This is a genomic window from Rahnella bruchi (assembly GCF_003614975.1).
Taxonomy (GTDB): Bacteria; Pseudomonadota; Gammaproteobacteria; order Enterobacterales; family Enterobacteriaceae; genus Rahnella; species Rahnella bruchi.
Genome location: NZ_QZWI01000013.1, coordinates 109,634 through 127,767, shown reverse-complemented (window position 1 = coordinate 127,767; position 18,134 = coordinate 109,634). Strand labels below are relative to the sequence as shown.

Here is an 18,134-nt window from a genome sequence, read left to right as displayed (position 1 = left end):
TTATGAGCAATAAGTTGTGGAGTGAACTCAATCCCGGTCCGGGCCCGCTGATCGTCGATGCCCCGCTGTCTGACGCCGAACGCCTGAAGAAGGAAAGTCATTTCCTGCGCGGAACCATCACCGAAGATTTAAAAGACGGTCTGACCGGTGGCTTCAACGGTGACAACTTCCTGTTGATCCGCTTCCACGGTATGTATCAGCAGGATGACCGTGATATCCGCGCAGAACGCGCTGAGCAGAAACTGGAACCGCGTCACGCCATGATGTTGCGTTGCCGTTTGCCGGGCGGAGTGATGACGCCAGCGCAGTGGCTCGGCATCGACAAATTTGCTGAAGACAGCACGCTGTACGGCAGCATCCGTATTACTAACCGTCAGACTTTCCAGTTCCACGGCATCCTCAAACCGAACGTGAAACCGGTGCATCAGTTGCTGAATAAACTCGGTCTGGACGCGCTGGCGACCGCTAACGACGTTAACCGTAACGTGTTATGTACGTCGAATCCGGTGGAGTCTGAACTGCATCAGGAAGCGTATCAGTGGGCGAAGAAAATCTCTGAGCACCTGCTGCCGCGTACCCGCGCTTACGCCGAAGTCTGGCTGGATCAGGAAAAAGTCGAAACTACCGACGAAGAACCGATCCTTGGCGCAACGTATCTGCCGCGTAAATTCAAAACGACGGTCGTTATTCCGCCGCAGAACGATGTGGATCTGCATGCCAACGACCTGAACTTTGTGGCGATAGCAGATAACGGCAAACTGGTCGGCTTCAACGTGCTGGTCGGCGGCGGGCTTTCTATCGCGCATGGCGATAAAGCCACTTACGCGCGCACCGCCAGCGAACTGGGCTTTATTCCGCTGGAGAATACGCTGGCCGTCGCTGAAGCCGTGGTGACCACGCAACGCGACTGGGGCAACCGCACCAACCGTAAAAACGCTAAAACTAAATATACGCTGGAACGCGTCGGCGTGCCGGTATTCAAAGCCGAAGTCGAAAAACGCGCGGGCATTCTGTTTGGCGATGTTCGTCCTTACGAATTCACCGGTCGTGGTGATCGTATCGGCTGGGTAAAAGGCATCGACAAACAATGGCACCTGACGCTGTTTATCGAAAATGGCCGCATTCTGGATTATCCGGGCAAGCCACTGAAAACCGGACTGGCAGAAATTGCTAAGATCCATAAAGGCGATTTCAGGCTTACTGCTAATCAGAACCTGATCGTGGCCGGTGTTTCTGAAAAAGACAAAGACGCGATCGAAACTCTGGCGCGTAATCACGGCCTGATCGACGACGGTGTCACCGAGCAACGCAAAAACTCGATGGCCTGTGTGTCTTATCCGACCTGCCCGCTGGCGATGGCGGAAGCGGAACGTTTCCTGCCTGAGTTTGTGACTAAAGTGGAAGGCATCATGCATGGCCATGGCGTAGGCGATGAACATATCGTTCTGCGTGTGACCGGTTGCCCGAACGGCTGTGGCCGCGCGCTGCTGGCCGAAATCGGTCTGGTGGGTAAAGCGATGAACCGCTACAACCTTCACCTTGGCGGTAACCGCGCCGGAACACGTATTCCGCGGATGTACCGCGAAAACATTTCTGATGCTGAGATCCTGAGCATCATTGACGAACTGGTCGGACGCTGGTCGAAAGAGCGTGAAACCGGTGAAGGCTTTGGTGACTTTGTGATCCGCGCCGGGATCATTAAGCCCGTGCTGGATCCCGCTCGCGACTTTTATGACTAAGCGCGATAACCGACAGGAGGCGATATGAGTTTGCTGAATATTACTCTGGCTGAACTGAACGAACTGCCGAAGTCCGGACAATCCATGGCGCTGGCGGAAATTAACGTCAGTCTGGAAAAACTGTCCGCGCAGGAGCGTGTGCAATGGGCGCTGGAAAATATGCCCGGTGAATTCGCGCTGTCTTCAAGCTTCGGCATTCAGGCGGCGGTCTGTCTGCACTTAGTCACTCAGCAGAAACCGGACATTCCGGTGATCCTGACCGATACCGGCTATCTGTTCCCGGAAACCTATCAGTTCATCGATACGTTAACCGAACAGCTGAACCTGAATTTACAGGTATTCCGCGCGGAACATTCGGCGGCGTGGCAGGAAGCACGCTACGGCAAACTGTGGGAGCAGGGCGTCGAGGGTATCGAAAAGTACAATCACATCAATAAAGTCGAGCCAATGAATCGGGCGATTCAGCAGCTTGGCGTGCAGACCTGGTTCGCCGGTCTGCGTCGTGAGCAATCAGGCAGCCGTGCGCATCTGCCGGTGCTGGCGGTACAACGTGGTGTGTTTAAAATTCTTCCGATCATCGACTGGGACAACCGTCAGATCTTCCGCTATCTGCAGGACAACGGTCTGAGTTATCACCCGTTGTGGGATCAGGGCTATCTTTCCGTCGGTGATACGCACACCACGAAAAAGTGGGAAGAAGGGATGAAAGAGGAAGACACGCGCTTCTTTGGTCTCAAACGAGAGTGTGGCTTGCACGAATAAATCCCCGTCATATTTCGAGTTGCAGATGCGTTGGCGGCGCGCTCTTACCCCGGTCACAGAGTAATCTATGCTCCCGGGGATGCGTTTACTTGCCACCTTCCTGCAACTCGAATTATTTAGGGGACTCCGGTTATTAGCGTCTCAACTACCTCTATTTAATCAGGCGTGTTTCGCCGGTTTCGCCAGATCCTTAAGCAGCGGAAACAGCACTTTTACGGTATCACGCGAACGTTTTTCGATGCGGCCCGGCAGCGCTTTATCCAGATATTGCAGATTGTCGAACTGGCTCTGATAACGCGTGGTGCCCAGCGGGAAATGGCGGGTGATCGCACGTTGTTGTTCGCCGTCTTTCTTACCCAGCGCAAAGTTGGTCGCCGTGACGTTCAGCAGCGGCAAACGCGCATCATCCAGCGCTTTTATCCCGTTACAGCAATGCGTACCTGCGTGGCTTTCTGCCGGAATGCCCAGACTGCGGGCAATATTCAGTGCGCGCACACGGGTCAGTTTCGCTACGGCCACTGACGTGTTCATGCCGCTGTTAAAATACAATCTGTCGCCGGTCACCAGCGAATCGAGATTGATCACCAGCAGGGTGTTTTTCTTCTCTTCAGCGCTCATGCGGTTAACAAAATCTTCCGCGCCTTTTGCACCGGTTTCTTCCGCGCTCAGTGCCACGAAACGCAGGCTGTAATGCGTCGGGATTGCCTGCATACGTTCGGCAAGTTCCAGCATCACACCGACGCCTGAGGCGTTGTCATCGACACCCTGCAGGGTCAGGCCGCCGAGATTATGATTAGTATCGCTGTCGCTTTGCGGCACATACGTATCGAAATGCGCCATCACGATAATTTGCTGCGGCACTTCACCAGAGCGTGCGGCAATCACTGACGTAGCGTGAATATTTTGCCAGTTCTGTTTGCCCGCATTGCTGGTGTAAAGATAACGGGTATCGAATCCGCGTAAATCGCTCTTATACCCGAACTTGCTGAACTGCTGATTCAGATACTCAGCGGCGATTAGTTCTGCCGGACTGCCTGCCATGCGGCCAGGAAAATAGGTCGCAATGTGACGAATCTGCTGACTGGCGATCATACCGATTGCCGGAAGCGGTGAGGAAGCCGCCATCGCATGACCTAAACCGGCGCAACTCAGGCCTAAAACCAGTAGCGCCCGCGTCATGCGTGAAAAAGAAAACATAGCCAAAAATCCTTATTTGCTGGTCAAAGCGACCGGAAGGTAATCAAACAACAGGCCGCGTGTGGCGGTCTTTGTGGGGCATACAGTATGCGATTCTCTGCGCAATTAGACAATTTCCCGTTATCCCAAACCGCTCTTTTTGTCGGGCTATATTCCATTTAGTAACTAATCATTCCTTTTCGTCATTTCAGATCAATTATTGCCTGCACGTATAGTTTGTTTATTAATCCTGACAATCAATAAAGGCTTTTGTGGACTATCTACCAATATTTGCCGACCTCAAACAACGCCCTGTTCTGGTTGTTGGTGGTGGCGAAGTCGCTGCTCGCAAAATCGATCTTCTCCTGCGGGCAGGTGCGCAAGTACGGATAGTCGCACAGGCACTTTCTCCCGAGCTGGAACAACGCAGACAGGCCGCTGAAGTCAGCTGGTCAGCCCAGGCATTTTTGCCGGAACAGCTCGATGATGTTTTTCTGGTGATTGCCGCCACTGACGACGCTGCGCTGAATGCTGAAGTTTTCGAGCAGGCCAATCAGCGCCATGTTCTGGCTAACGTGGTTGACGATCAGCCGAAGTGCTCTTTCATTTTTCCTTCGATTGTCGACCGTTCGCCGATTGTGGTGGCGATTTCCTCCAGCGGTAAAGCCCCGGTACTTGCCAGAATGCTGCGCGAAAAGCTGGAGACCTTGCTGCCGAACAGTCTGGGGCAAATGGCTGATATCGCCGGGCGCTGGCGTGAAAATGTGAAAATGCAGTTCAGTTCCATGCGTGCACGTCGACGTTTCTGGGAACACGCGTTTGCCGGACGCTTTGCCAGCCTCGCCTCTGCGGGAAAGCTCGCAGAAGCCGAACAGGCACTGCAACAGCAATTAGAAAGTGCGGAAGACGTCTCGCATAACGGCAATGTCACGCTGGTGGGCGCAGGGCCGGGTGATGCAGGATTGCTCACCTTACGCGGTTTGCAGGTCATGCAGCAGGCCGATGTGGTGCTTTACGACCACCTGGTGAGCGACGAAGTATTAGATCTGGTGCGCCGTGATGCGGACAAGATTTGTGTCGGTAAGCGTGCGGGCAGCCATTCTGTCGCGCAGGAAGAAACCAACCGCCTGCTGGTCGAACTGGCGCAACAGGGGAAAAAAGTGGTTCGCCTTAAAGGCGGTGACCCGTTTATTTTCGGTCGTGGCGGCGAAGAATTGCAAGCGGTGCAGGCAGCGGGTATTCCTTTCCAGGTCGTTCCCGGCGTGACGGCAGCCGCGGGTGCGACAGCCTACGCAGGCATTCCGCTGACGCACCGTGATCATGCCCAGAGCGTGGTTTTCGTGACCGGACATTGCCGTCCCGAGGACAACGGCATCCAGTGGGAGACGCTGGCCAGAGGCAAACAAACATTGGCGATTTACATGGGGACGCTCAAAGCGGCTGAAATCAGCCAGCAACTGATGGCCCATGGTCGCGCAGCGAATACGCCCGTTGCGGTCATCGGACGGGGAACGCGTTCTGATCAGCTGGTGCTGACCGGAACACTCGATAATCTTGAACATTTGGCTCAACAGGCGCCGACGCCGGCGTTACTGGTAATTGGTGAAGTCGTTTCACTTCATCAGCAACTGGCCTGGTTTGGGCATCATCCTGAGACTGACGGCACCCAACGCCCGTCGGTTGTGAATTTGGCTTAAAGGATCTGTTATGGACGAAAAACGACTGACTCATTTGCGGCAACTGGAGGCGGAGAGTATCCATATCATCCGTGAAGTGGCTGCTGAATTCGCCAACCCGGTGATGATGTACTCCATCGGGAAAGATTCCTCGGTGATGCTGCATCTGGCACGCAAAGCCTTCTTCCCCGGCACATTGCCGTTCCCGCTTCTGCACGTGGATACCGGCTGGAAATTCCGCGAGATGTATGAATTCCGTGACCGCACGGCGAAGAATTATGGTTTTGAGCTGATTGTGCACAAAAACCCGGAAGGCGTGGCGATGGGCATTAACCCGTTCGTTCACGGCAGCGCCAAACACACCGACATCATGAAAACCGAAGGTCTGAAGCAGGCGCTGAGCAAACACGGTTTTGATGCTGCTTTTGGTGGTGCGCGTCGTGACGAAGAAAAATCCCGTGCCAAAGAGCGTATCTATTCGTTCCGCGATCGTTTCCACCGCTGGGATCCGAAAAACCAGCGGCCTGAGCTGTGGCACAACTACAACGGCCAGATTAACAAAGGCGAAAGCATCCGTGTCTTCCCGCTATCCAACTGGACTGAGCTGGATATCTGGCAGTACATCTATCTGGAAAATATCGAGATCGTTCCGTTGTATCTGGCCGCGCCGCGTCCGGTGCTGGAACGCGACGGTATGCTGCTGATGGTGGATGACGATCGTATTGATCTGCAACCGGGCGAAGTGATCGAGAAGAAAATGGTGCGTTTTCGTACCCTGGGTTGCTGGCCGCTGACCGGTGCCGTTGAATCCGAGGCACAATCGCTGCCGGAGATCATCGAAGAAATGCTGGTGTCGACCACCAGTGAACGTCAGGGGCGAGCGATCGACCGTGATCAGGCCGGTTCGATGGAACTGAAAAAGCGTCAAGGGTACTTCTGAGGAGCCGCAGCTAATGAATAACGCAATTGCACAACAAATCGCGGAGCAGGGCGGTGTCGAAGCTTACCTGCACGCTCAGCAACACAAAAGCCTGCTGCGCTTTCTGACCTGCGGCAGCGTCGATGACGGTAAAAGTACATTGATCGGACGTCTGCTGCATGACACCCGTCAGATCTACGAAGACCAGCTGTCATCCTTGCACAACGACAGCAAACGGCATGGTACCCAGGGTGAGAAACTGGATCTGGCTTTGCTGGTGGACGGCTTACAGGCCGAACGCGAGCAGGGCATTACCATCGACGTAGCTTACCGTTATTTTTCAACTGAGAAGCGTAAGTTCATCATCGCCGACACGCCGGGGCACGAGCAGTACACCCGTAACATGGCGACCGGTGCATCGACCTGTGATCTGGCGATTTTACTGATCGACGCCCGTAAAGGCGTGCTGGATCAAACCCGCCGCCACAGCTTCATTGCGACATTGCTCGGGATCCGCCATCTGGTGGTTGCCGTCAATAAAATGGATCTGGTGGATTACAGCGAAACAGTTTACGAGCAATTTAAACAGGATTATCTGGATTTCGCTCAGCAACTGCCGACCGATCTGGACATTAAGTTTGTGCCGCTCTCTGCGCTGGAAGGCGACAACGTGGCGACGCAGAGCGATAAAATGAGCTGGTACACCGGCCCAACGCTGCTCGACGTTCTGGAGACGGTCAATATCATCAACATCCGTGAACAGCAGCCGATGCGTTTCCCGGTGCAGTATGTGAACCGTCCGAACCTCGATTTCCGGGGTTATGCCGGTACGCTGGCATCGGGTTCAGTGCGCGTAGGCCAGAAAATCAAAGTGTTGCCATCAGGTGTGGAATCTACCGTGGCACGTATTGTGACTTTCGACGGTGACCTGCAGGAAGCCTGGGCTGGTGAAGCGATTACGCTGGTGCTGGCCGATGAACGAGACATCAGCCGTGGCGACACGCTGGTAGATGCCGGAGAAACCGTTAAGCCGGTGCAGAATGCCAAAGTCGACGTGGTGTGGATGGCAGAACAACCCCTGAGCGTTGGTCAGAGCTACGACATCAAAGTCGGTGGCAAGAAAGCCCGTGCTCGCGTTGAAAACATCGAATATCAGGTGGAAATCAACTCGCTGACGCAGCGTGTGGTGGAAAACCTGCCGCTCAACGGTATCGGTCTGGTTGAACTGGCCTTTGACGAACCGCTGGTGCTGGATAATTACCAGAGCAATGCGGTGACGGGTGGCATGATCTTCATCGATCGCCTGACTAACGTTACCGTGGGTGCCGGTCTGGTACGTGAAGCCGTTGAACAGGTTTATCAGGAATCTGATAAATACAGCGCATTTGAGCTGGAACTGAACACTCTGGTTCGCCGTCATTTCCCGCACTGGGGCGCACGTGACCTGCTGGGTGGCAAATAAGATGGCGTCACCGGACGGGACAGTATTACAGGACGGTACTTTGTTAAAAGATGAGAATGTTGTCTGGCATCCGCACGCTGTTACGCGTGCGGATCGCGAAAAGCAGCATGGACATCGCGGTGCCGTATTGTGGTTCACCGGGCTTTCGGGCTCGGGAAAATCCACCGTCGCAGGCGCGCTGGAGCAGGCTCTTTATGCGCAGGGCGTCAACACGTATCTTCTTGATGGCGATAATGTCCGCCACGGGTTGTGCCGTGACCTGGGCTTCACTGACGATGACCGGCGTGAAAACATCCGCCGTGTGGGTGAAGTCGCAAAACTGATGGTGGATGCCGGGCAAGTCGTGCTGACCGCGTTCATATCGCCTCATCGCGCCGAGCGCGACATGGTGCGTGATTTACTGGAAGACGGTCAGTTTATTGAAGTGTTCGTGGATACGCCGCTGGCTATCTGTGAAGCACGTGACCCGAAAGGTTTATATAAAAAAGCCCGTGCGGGTGAACTGAAAAACTTCACCGGCATTGACTCTGAATATCAGCCGCCAGAGACCCCGGATGTGCATCTTGATGGTGAACAATTGGTAACACATTTGGTGCCGCAATTATTAGATGTGATGCGCCAGCGCGCTATTATCAATCCCTGAATGTTGCCGGCCAAACGCCACAGAGCGTGCCGGTTTACACTGAAATACAGGGATCACCTATGCAGGCTTTACTCAGCAGACTCGTCAGCCGGATCCGCGTGGATCGTACCGGGGAAATCAGCCCCCGGACAAGCGTGCCGATGCCGGCAACAGACAGTTCGGACACCGAAGACCCTTCCTACTCCATGCAGGGCGGATTCATTGGGTTTGTCTTCTACTGGCTGGCGTTTGCGATCCCTTTTCTGGTTTACGGTTCCAATACCCTGTTTTTCCTGCTCTACACCTGGCCGTTCTTCCTGGCGCTGATGCCGGTTTCCGTGCTGATAGGCATTGCGTTCAGCATGTTCTTTGGCGGAAGCTGGTTTACAACCTCTCTGGCCAGCGCTGTCTGTATCATTGGTATGTTCTGGACAGTCTTCTCTTTCCTGTCTGGCTGGTGATTTTTTCTGGCGGTTTTCCCCGCAAATTCCCTTCACGATGTAACCCATTGTGTCATTCTCACCCATAATTGCGTGCGTAAGTCTGATTCTCACCGGCATTTACCCTGCCGCAGTGGAGTCAGAGGGAAAGTTGTGGGATGATTGTCCAGCTTTTTTAGGGGGCGGGGATGGGCAAACTAACACTGCTATTACTGATTTTACTTGGCTGGCTACAGTATTCACTGTGGCTGGGTAAGAATGGTATTCACGATTATGTTCGTGTAAACGATGATGTTCAGGTGCAGCAAGTTAATAACGGCAAACTGAAATCACGTAATGATCAACTTTTCGCAGAAATCGACGATTTAAACGGCGGTCAGGAAGCGATCGAAGAACGCGCACGCAACGAACTGGGCATGATTAAACCCGGCGAGACTTTCTATCGTCTGGTGCCTGACAACAAACGTGCGCCGGGCAGCACCGTTTCGCAAAACAACCTGAATCAATAGCCATGAGTCATACCGCAGTTTCCCTTCCAGAGGTCATTGCCGTGTTACCGGCTGCCGGAATTGGCAGCCGTATGCAGGCAGAATGTCCCAAGCAATACCTTTCTGTCGGCGGTAAGACGTTGATAGAACACTCCATTCTCGCTTTACTGCAAAGTGGCAGAGTCAGCCAGGTCATTGTGGCGTTAAGTCCGCACGATACTCAGTTCGTACAACTTCCCATCGCCAGCGATCCGCGTATCCGCGTGGTGGAAGGCGGTGCTGAACGGGCTGAATCAGTAATGGCCGGACTGGATGTCGCCGGTGATCGTGGCTGGGTGCTGGTGCATGACGCCGCACGCCCGTGCCTGCATCCGGACGATCTCAATAATCTGCTGGCGATTTCCGCTACCAGTAAAGTCGGCGGGATCCTCGCCGCACCTGTGCGCGACACCATGAAACGTGGCGAACCCGGTGTTTCGGCTATTGCGCATACGGTCGATCGTCAGGATCTGTGGCATGCGCTGACGCCACAATTTTTCCCGCTCGAATTACTGAAAATCTGCCTGCGCCGTGCGCTTAATGAAGGTGCGGTGGTCACAGATGAAGCTTCTGCAATGGAATATTGCGGGTTTCATCCTATGCTGATCCCGGCACGGGCCGATAATATTAAAGTCACACGGCCAGAAGATCTGGCGCTGGCAGAATTCTATTTAACCCGCTTATCCCAGGAGGAAAACGCATAATGCGTATCGGTCACGGTTTTGATGTACATAAGTTTGGCGGCGAAGGCCCGCTGGTGATCGGTGGTGTGCGTATCCCTTATCCGCAGGGTTTACTGGCGCATTCTGACGGCGATGTGGCGCTGCACGCCGCCACTGACGCGCTGCTCGGTGCAGCTGCGCTGGGTGATATCGGCAAATTGTTCCCGGACACTGACCCGGCATTCAAAGGCGCTGACAGCCGTGAATTGCTGCGCGAAGCTTATCGTCGTATCCGCGCGAAAGGTTACAAGCTGGGCAATCTGGATATCACGATCATTGCGCAGGCACCGAAAATGGCACCGCACATCCCGCAGATGCGCGTGTTTCTGGCCGAAGATTTGCAATGTCATATGGACGACGTCAACGTGAAAGCTACCACGACCGAACAGCTGGGCTTTACCGGTCGCGGCGAAGGTATTGCCTGCGAAGCCGTTGCCCTGCTGATTAAGGAATGATGTTGTGGAAGATTACCGCATGATAGATATGTCCCGTCTCACCTGGTTACTGGGAGAGCCTGTTGCCACCGGCCAGCTGAAAGCCAATCCTGAAGACTTTATTGTCGAAGAGGATCTGGGCTTTGAGCCGGACGGAGAAGGTGAACATCTGTTGGTGCGGATCCGTAAAAATGGCTGCAACACGCAATTCGTCGCCGAGCAACTGGCGAGATTCGCCAAAGTGCATCCGCGCGACGTCAGTTATGCCGGTCTCAAGGACCGCCATGCGGTCACAGAACAATGGTTTTGCCTGCATCTGCCGGGCAAAGCTGATCCTGATTTAAGCCAGTTTGACCTCGAGGGCTGCGAAGTTGTCCGCGCCTCCCGCCATCGCAAAAAAATGCGCATCGGTACGCTGAAAGGCAATGCCTTTACACTGGTGCTGCGCCAGATAAGCGATATCGCGAATGTCGAAACACGTCTGGAAAAAATCACTCAACAGGGCGTGCCGAACTATTTCGGTACTCAGCGTTTTGGACGTGGCGGCAATAATCTGGTGCAGGCGAAACGCTGGGCGACCAACGAGGCCCGTCCGAAAGAACGCGCTAAGCGCAGCTTCTATCTTTCTGCCAGCCGCAGCGCGATGTTCAATATCGTCGCCAGTCAGCGCCTGGCAGAAGGTACCGTACGTCAGCCGATGCTGGGCGATGCCCTGCAACTGAGCGGACGCGGCAGCTGGTTTGTGGCAAATGCAGAAGAGTTTGAATCACTGCTACCCAGGGTTGAAAGCGGTGAATTGCTGGTGACGGCACCTTTACCGGGTGACGGCCCGCTGGGCACGCTTGAAGACGCTGAAGCATTCGAACAAACCTGTCTCAGCGACCAGACGGATTTGCTGTCACTGCTCAAACGTGAACGGGTGGAACCTGCGCGCCGCGCCATTATGCTGCAACCTTTGCAAATGCAATGGCAGCGCTGGGATGACGTCACTCTGGAACTCAAATTCTGGCTACCGGCCGGCAGTTATGCCACCAGCGTGGTGCGCGAACTGATGAATCTGGATGAAGCTGATGCGGATATTACTGAGTAACGACGACGGCGTTCTGGCTCCGGGCATACAAGCGCTGGCGTCCGCGCTGCGTGAGTTTGCCGACGTGCAGCTGGTTGCCCCTGACCGTAACCGCAGTGGCGCATCCAACGCGCTGACGCTGGACGGCCCGTTACGTATTCAGTCATACCCTAATGGCGATACTGCCGTGATTAACGGTACGCCGACCGACTGCGTGTATCTCGGTGTTAATACGCTGATGCGCCCGAAGCCAGATATTGTGGTCTCTGGCATTAATGCCGGGCCAAATCTGGGCGACGACGTGATTTACTCGGGCACAGTCGCCGCAGCGATGGAAGGTCGTCATCTGGGCTTTCCTGCGCTGGCAGTCTCGCTGGACGGACATCAGCATTACGACACGGCGGCTGTTATCACCTGCCGTATCCTCAGGGCACTGGCGCGTGAGCCTTTGCGTACTGGCAAAATTCTGAATATTAACGTCCCGGACCTGCCGCTTTCACAAATTAAAGGCATCAAAGTAACGCGTTGCGGTAGCCGTCATCCGGCCGAGCAGGTATTTTGTCAGCAGGATCCGCGCGGTCAGGACTTGTACTGGATTGGCCCGCCGGGCGATAAGTTTGATGTCGCACCTGACACTGATTTTGCTGCTGTAGCGCAAGGTTATGTTTCAGTGACGCCACTTCAGGTGGATTTAACCGCCTATGCGGCTCAGGATGTCGTGGTCTCATGGTTGGAAAAGGCCGGGGTGAGCGCGAATGGTGAATAAGCCGATGTACAACCTGCTGGAACAGCTGCGCCAGCAGGGCATTCATGACGAAAAACTGCTGCATGCCATCGAATCGGTGCCGCGTGAGCGGTTCGTCGATGAAGCATTTCAACATAAAGCTTACGAAAATACCGCGTTGCCTATTGGCTCCGGCCAGACCATTTCTCAGCCCTATACCGTGGCGAGAATGACCGAACTGCTGCGCCTTGAGCCTTCTTCGCGGGTGCTGGAAATTGGCACCGGTTCTGGCTATCAGACCGCCATTCTGGCGCATCTGGTGGAGCATGTTTTCTCGGTTGAGCGCATCAAGGGATTGCAATGGCAGGCGAAAAGACGCCTCAAGCAACTCGATTTGCATAACGTCTCGACCCGTCATGGTGACGGCTGGCAGGGCTGGCCATCGCGTGGCCCGTTTGACGCCATTATTGTCACCGCCGCACCTCCTGAAATACCTCAAGATTTACTGCAACAACTCGATGATGGCGGAGTATTAATTCTGCCTGTGGGCGAAGAAAATCAGACACTGCAACGGATCACCCGCCGTGGTGATGAGTTTGTCGCAGAAAACATTGAAGCCGTTCGTTTTGTCCCGCTGGTGAAAGGCGAGCTCGCCTGAAACCGGCGATGCGCCTGAGCCTTCAGGACTAACTCCTTAAAATTTAAATACAACTGTTATATGGTGCTGTACTGGCGATGTTGATAGCATCCACTACAGTTTTTTATGGCACAGCGGCATTCGGGCGAAGACCTGAATGAGCATGTTGCCTGCCCGCACCGTGTCCGATGACACGAAAAGCGCCAGCTGGCGCGGTGTGCGAGGTTAAAGAGATATTCTGAGATTGCCGTAACGGGGGAAATATGAGCACGGGAAGCCCAATAAAAACACTAAGCCGCATTGTAGTGTGTACTTTTATCAGTGCCTGGATGGCGGGATGTACGAACAATTCAACGACATCCGCACCGATCAGCAGCGTCAATGGCGGTGGTAACAGTGGCAATACCAGTCAGAATACTCTGAATTCCGCTCCGCAAATGGCACCTGCTGTCGGCTCTGGCGGACACATTGTTTACAACCGCAGCTACAACTCAATCCCAAAGGGAAGTTATAGCGGCAGTACCTATCAGGTGAAGCGTGGCGACACCTTGTTTTATATTGCCTGGATCACCGGCAACGACTTCCGTGACCTGGCCGCGCGCAATAATATTCAGGCGCCTTACAGCCTAGAAGTCGGGCAGACAGTTCAGATAAATAACGTCTCTTCTGCGGCCAGTACCAGCAGCACAACAGCCGTCACGGACGCCACAAATGGCGGTGTTCCGAAAGTTCCAACAGGAGGAATGCTCACAGGTTCTGTGGTTGCATCTCAACCAACTACCACGTATTCTGATTCTTCTGGTAAACAGAATGTAGGCAAGATGTTGCCTTCATCAGGTGCAGTTACTACCACCACAACACCTGTTGCTGTAGCCAGCACTCCCGTCGCCACTTCTGCAAATAATGGCGGTCCGGTTTCCTCTTGGAAATGGCCGACTGACGGGAAAATTATCGATAATTTCTCAGCTTCTGAAGGGGGAAATAAGGGGATCGATATCGCTGGCTCGCGTGGACAGTCTGTCGTAGCAACCGCCTCGGGGCGCGTGGTTTACGCGGGTAATGCTCTTCGCGGTTACGGTAATCTGATCATCATCAAACACAATGATGATTACCTGAGCGCCTATGCACATAACGATACAATGCTGGTCCGGGAACAACAAGAAGTGCAGGCGGGACAGAAAATAGCGACCATGGGTAGCACCGGAACCAGTTCAGTAAGATTGCATTTTGAAATTCGTTACAAGGGGAAATCCGTAAACCCGCTGCGTTATCTTCCGCAGCGATAAATCGGGGCAGAGCATTGATTCTGCCCTCGGGACCACGGGTAGGAGCAGCTTATGAGTCAGAATACGCTGAAAGTTAACGAGTTACATGATGATGTAGATTTCGATGAGAACAGCGCTGAAGCCTTTGACGAGAAAGCAATAGTCGAAGAGACTGCCGACAACGATGCTGAAGAAGAATTGTTGTCGCAGGCTGTAAGCCAAAGAGTGCTGGATGCCACTCAACTGTACCTCGGTGAAATCGGTTATTCCCCTCTGCTTACCGCAGAAGAGGAAGTTTATTTTGCACGACGCGCGCTGCGGGGAGATGTTCCTTCCCGCCGCCGTATGATTGAAAGTAACTTGCGTTTAGTGGTTAAGATTGCCCGCCGCTACAGTAATCGCGGTTTGGCACTGCTGGATTTGATCGAGGAAGGCAACCTGGGTCTGATCCGTGCGGTTGAAAAATTTGACCCTGAGCGCGGCTTCCGTTTTTCTACCTATGCAACATGGTGGATCCGTCAGACAATTGAACGGGCGATCATGAATCAAACCCGTACTATTCGTCTGCCAATTCACATCGTTAAAGAACTGAACGTTTATCTGCGTACCGCACGTGAACTTGCACATAAACTGGACCATGAGCCGAGCGCTGAAGAGATTGCTGAGCAACTCGACAAGCCGGTACATGACGTCAGCCGTATGTTGCGCCTGAATGAACGCATTACTTCTGTAGATACCCCGTTGGGTGGTGACTCTGAGAAAGCGTTGTTAGATATTCTGGCGGATGAAAAAGACAACGGCCCGGAAGACACCACACAAGACGACGATATGAAACAGAGTATCGTGAAGTGGTTATTCGAGTTGAATGCAAAACAGCGTGAAGTTCTGGCGCGTCGTTTCGGCCTGTTAGGCTATGAAGCAGCGACGCTGGAAGATGTGGGCCGCGAAATTGGCCTGACACGTGAACGTGTTCGTCAGATTCAGGTAGAAGGTTTGCGTCGCCTGCGTGAAATCCTGCAGGGGCAAGGGCTGAGCATCGAAGCACTGTTCCGCGAATAACAGATTCGTCAGACAGTTGCTGCATTATGCAGTTTCTGCAAGAACGACAAATAAAAACGGTGGGTTAATCCCCACCGTTTTTTTATGCATCCGGTTCAGGTCAGCAGACGTTTACACCATGTCTTTCAGACGATAAATCCATTCCAGCGCCTGACGTGGCGACAACGAGTCCGCATCCAGAGCCTCCAGCGCTTCGACTGCCGGAGACACTTCTTCGGTCAGCAATGCCAGTTGCGGGCCATCGACTTTGCTGGCGGCGGCGTTATTTGACAACGTCTCCAGCTCTTTCAGTTTCTGGCGCGCACGTTTTATCACATCACGTGGCACACCCGCCAGCGCCGCCACCGCCAGACCGTAACTCTTGCTGGCAGCACCGTCCTGCACACTGTGCATAAAGGCGATAGTGTCACCGTGTTCGATGGCATCCAGGTGCACGTTCACCGTGCCCTCCATTTTTTCCGGCAGCGTAGTCAGTTCGAAGTAATGGGTTGCGAACAACGTCATGGCCTTAATGCGGCTTGCGAGGTTTTCTGCGCACGCCCATGCCAGCGACAGTCCATCATAAGTTGATGTCCCGCGCCCGATTTCATCCATCAGTACCAGACTGTTTTCGGTCGCATTGTGCAAGATATTAGCGGTCTCGGTCATTTCCACCATGAAGGTCGAACGCCCGGAAGCCAGATCGTCTGCCGCTCCGACACGGGTGAAGATGCGATCCACCGGTCCGATGATGGCTGTTTCCGCCGGAACATAGCTGCCGATGTGCGCCATCAGAACAATCAGAGCTGCCTGACGCATATAGGTGCTTTTACCGCCCATATTCGGGCCGGTAATGATTAGCATACGCCGCGCAGGGGACATGTTCAGCGGGTTGGAGATAAAGGGCTCACTCAGCACCTGCTCAACCACCGGATGGCGACCACCGGTAATATTAATACCCGGTTTTTCACTCATGGTCGGACAGGCGTAATTCAGGGTGTACGCGCGTTCCGCCAGATTGCTGAGCACGTCCAGTTCTGCCAGCGCACTTGCGCTTTGCTGCAAGGCAGACAGATGTGGCATCAACAGATCGAACAGTTCTTCATACAGCGCTTTTTCCAGAGACAGGGCTTTACCTTTGGAGGTCAGCACTTTGTCTTCGTACTCTTTCAGCTCCGGAATAATGTAGCGCTCAGCATTTTTCAGTGTCTGACGGCGAACGTAATGAATGGGCACCAGATGACTCTGACCCCGGCTGACCTGAATGTAATATCCGTGAACGCCGTTGAATCCGACTTTCAGCGTATCCAGTCCGAGTTTTTCGCGTTCGCGGATCTCCAGCCGATCAAGATAATCCGTTGCGCCATCTGCCAGCGCGCGCCATTCATCCAGTTCTGCATTGTAGCCCGGTGCGATAACGCCACCGTCACGCACCAGCACCGGAGGGGCTTCGACGACTGCGCGTTCAAGCAGTTCCACCAGTTCGGCAAAGTCACCGGTTTGTTCCACCAGCGTTTTTACATGCCCGGCATCCGTTTCCTGCAAAATCTCGCGGATTTCCGGCAGTTGTTGCATAGCATGACGCATACGGGCCAGATCCCGCGGACGTGCGCTGCGCAGGGCGAGACGCGCCAGAATACGTTCGAGATCCCCCACCTGACGCAGCACCGGCTGTAAATCTTCGGTGATATCCTGCAATGCGCCGATCGCCTGCTGACGATGGGTCAGCAGTTTGGTGTCACGGCTCGGCATGTGGATCCAGCGTTTGAGCATACGGCTGCCCATCGCTGTCACGGCCTGATCAAGCACCGCCGCCAGCGTGTTTTCTACGCCACCGGCCAGATTTTGCGTCAGTTCCAGATTACGGCGCGTCGCCGCATCCATAATAATGCCGTCCTGCTGGCGCTCCATGGTGACACCACGGATATGCGGCAGGGCAGTGCGCTGGGTATCTTTTACATATTGCAGCAGGCAACCGGCCGCACGCAGCGCCTGAGCAGCCTGCTCGACGCCGAATCCGCTTAAATCGCGGGTGCCAAATTGCAGATTGAGCTGCTGCTTGGCGGTTTCCAGCTCGAATTCCCACATCGGACGACGACGCAATCCTCGGCGGGAAGAAATCAGCGACATGGCTTCAAAGCTTTCCGGATACAGTAATTCAGCCGGATTGGTGCGTTGTAATTCTGCTGCCATGGTTTCCAGATCGTCTGGCTGCGCTACACGGAAACGACCGGAACTGATATCCAGCGTCGCATAGCCAAAGCCGCGCCCGTCCTGCCAGATAGCCGCCAGCAGGTTGTCATGGCGCTCACTCAGCAGCGCTTCATCGCTGACGGTGCCCGGCGTCACAATCCGCACGACTTTACGCTCGACCGGTCCTTTGCTCAGCGCCGGATCACCAATCTGTTCCGCAATCGCGACGGATTCGCCGAGCTGCACCAGTTTCGCCAGATAGCCTTCCACCGCATGATAAGGCACGCCCGCCATCGGGATCGGCTCACCGGCAGAGGCACCGCGCTTGGTCAGGGAAATATCCATCAGCTGCGACGCACGTTTTGCGTCGTCATAAAACAGTTCGTAGAAGTCGCCCATACGATAAAACAGCAGAACTTCCGGGTTCTCTGCTTTAAGACGCAGGTACTGCTGCATCATCGGGGTGTGGGCATCTAAATTTTTATTATCAGTCATAGATTTAGTCTTATTAATCCATTTTAGGCGCAAGCGACTTATTGGCTTTTCTGACATACAGGCCGCCATTTAATGACGCTTATAGTAGCCCAGCGGGCAATCGGCTGTCACAGCTAAAAATGGAAAGCATCCCGCAAACTGTGCGAAGAAAAAATATGATAAATTACAAATATGTAACAAGGAGGGAAACTGACGTACGGAGACGTTATGTCAGCACGGGTGCTGTTGTTTATG

The 18,134-nt window shown here is 54.1% G+C and carries 17 protein-coding genes; 15 read left to right on the top strand and 2 right to left on the bottom strand.

From position 1 onward, the window contains the following. Nucleotides 1-2 precede the first annotated feature (2 nt). Together cysI and D5398_RS19450 are read left to right on the top strand one after the other, a co-directional pair. Nucleotides 3-1,739 (top strand): assimilatory sulfite reductase (NADPH) hemoprotein subunit, encoded by a 1,737-nt coding sequence (cysI, locus tag D5398_RS19455; RefSeq protein ID WP_120509116.1) that lies wholly within the window; start codon nucleotides 3-5, stop codon nucleotides 1,737-1,739. A 24-nt stretch (nucleotides 1,740-1,763) separates the two neighbouring features. Next, nucleotides 1,764-2,501 (top strand): phosphoadenylyl-sulfate reductase, encoded by a 738-nt coding sequence (locus D5398_RS19450; protein ID WP_120134244.1) that lies wholly within the window; start codon nucleotides 1,764-1,766, stop codon nucleotides 2,499-2,501. Nucleotides 2,502-2,660: 159 nt separating this feature from the next. Here the strand turns inward: D5398_RS19450 and D5398_RS19445 are convergent, their stop codons facing one another. Continuing rightward, nucleotides 2,661-3,698: an aminopeptidase gene (locus D5398_RS19445; RefSeq protein WP_120509091.1), complete on the bottom strand. Its 1,038-nt coding sequence runs from the start codon at nucleotides 3,696-3,698 to the stop codon at nucleotides 2,661-2,663. Nucleotides 3,699-3,949: 251 nt separating this feature from the next. On the opposite strand from D5398_RS19445, the gene cysG reads away from it, so the two are divergent. From cysG to rpoS, 13 genes are all read left to right on the top strand, one after another. Further along, nucleotides 3,950-5,374, top strand: coding sequence for a siroheme synthase CysG (cysG, locus tag D5398_RS19440; protein ID WP_120509090.1), 1,425 nt, complete (start codon nucleotides 3,950-3,952; stop codon nucleotides 5,372-5,374). 10 nt (nucleotides 5,375-5,384) lie between these two features. Next, on the top strand, nucleotides 5,385-6,293 hold the full coding sequence (cysD, locus tag D5398_RS19435) for a sulfate adenylyltransferase subunit CysD (RefSeq protein WP_112287719.1): 909 nt from the start codon (nucleotides 5,385-5,387) through the stop codon (nucleotides 6,291-6,293). A gap of 13 nt (nucleotides 6,294-6,306) precedes the next feature. Beyond that, nucleotides 6,307-7,734, top strand: a complete 1,428-nt coding sequence (gene cysN, locus D5398_RS19430; RefSeq protein ID WP_120509089.1) for a sulfate adenylyltransferase subunit CysN — start codon at nucleotides 6,307-6,309, stop codon at nucleotides 7,732-7,734. Nucleotide 7,735: 1 nt separating this feature from the next. Next, nucleotides 7,736-8,377, top strand: coding sequence for an adenylyl-sulfate kinase (gene cysC / locus D5398_RS19425; protein ID WP_120509088.1), 642 nt, complete (start codon nucleotides 7,736-7,738; stop codon nucleotides 8,375-8,377). 140 nt (nucleotides 8,378-8,517) lie between these two features. Further along, nucleotides 8,518-8,817, top strand: coding sequence for a DUF3561 family protein (locus tag D5398_RS19420; protein WP_208646018.1), 300 nt, complete (start codon nucleotides 8,518-8,520; stop codon nucleotides 8,815-8,817). A 167-nt stretch (nucleotides 8,818-8,984) separates the two neighbouring features. Continuing rightward, entirely contained in the window at nucleotides 8,985-9,305 is a 321-nt protein-coding gene (gene ftsB / locus D5398_RS19415; protein ID WP_013574012.1) for a cell division protein FtsB, read from the top strand. A gap of 2 nt (nucleotides 9,306-9,307) precedes the next feature. After that, entirely contained in the window at nucleotides 9,308-10,027 is a 720-nt protein-coding gene (ispD, locus tag D5398_RS19410) for a 2-C-methyl-D-erythritol 4-phosphate cytidylyltransferase (RefSeq protein WP_120509086.1), read from the top strand. Then, nucleotides 10,027-10,500, top strand: a complete 474-nt coding sequence (gene ispF / locus D5398_RS19405) for a 2-C-methyl-D-erythritol 2,4-cyclodiphosphate synthase (protein ID WP_015695903.1) — start codon at nucleotides 10,027-10,029, stop codon at nucleotides 10,498-10,500. The genes ispD and ispF overlap by 1 nt, the downstream gene beginning before the upstream one ends. A 22-nt stretch (nucleotides 10,501-10,522) precedes the next feature. Continuing rightward, nucleotides 10,523-11,569, top strand: coding sequence for a tRNA pseudouridine(13) synthase TruD (gene truD, locus D5398_RS19400; protein WP_162940797.1), 1,047 nt, complete (start codon nucleotides 10,523-10,525; stop codon nucleotides 11,567-11,569). After that, a complete protein-coding gene (gene surE / locus D5398_RS19395) occupies nucleotides 11,550-12,314 on the top strand; it encodes a 5'/3'-nucleotidase SurE (RefSeq protein ID WP_162940793.1) in 765 nt (254 codons plus the stop codon). The genes truD and surE overlap by 20 nt, the downstream gene beginning before the upstream one ends. Next, nucleotides 12,304-12,930: a protein-L-isoaspartate(D-aspartate) O-methyltransferase gene (locus D5398_RS19390; RefSeq protein WP_120134251.1), complete on the top strand. Its 627-nt coding sequence runs from the start codon at nucleotides 12,304-12,306 to the stop codon at nucleotides 12,928-12,930. The genes surE and D5398_RS19390 overlap by 11 nt, the downstream gene beginning before the upstream one ends. 242 nt (nucleotides 12,931-13,172) lie before the next feature. Beyond that, nucleotides 13,173-14,195, top strand: a complete 1,023-nt coding sequence (gene nlpD, locus D5398_RS19385) for a murein hydrolase activator NlpD (RefSeq protein WP_120509085.1) — start codon at nucleotides 13,173-13,175, stop codon at nucleotides 14,193-14,195. 51 nt (nucleotides 14,196-14,246) lie between these two features. Next, the gene (rpoS, locus tag D5398_RS19380; protein WP_095923512.1) at nucleotides 14,247-15,233 is read left to right on the top strand and encodes an RNA polymerase sigma factor RpoS; all 987 of its coding nucleotides are present in this window, start codon (nucleotides 14,247-14,249) and stop codon (nucleotides 15,231-15,233) included. A 111-nt stretch (nucleotides 15,234-15,344) separates the two neighbouring features. Here rpoS and mutS read toward each other — a convergent pair whose 3' ends face one another. After that, entirely contained in the window at nucleotides 15,345-17,900 is a 2,556-nt protein-coding gene (mutS, locus tag D5398_RS19375) for a DNA mismatch repair protein MutS (RefSeq protein ID WP_120509084.1), read from the bottom strand. Nucleotides 17,901-18,134 lie beyond the last annotated feature (234 nt).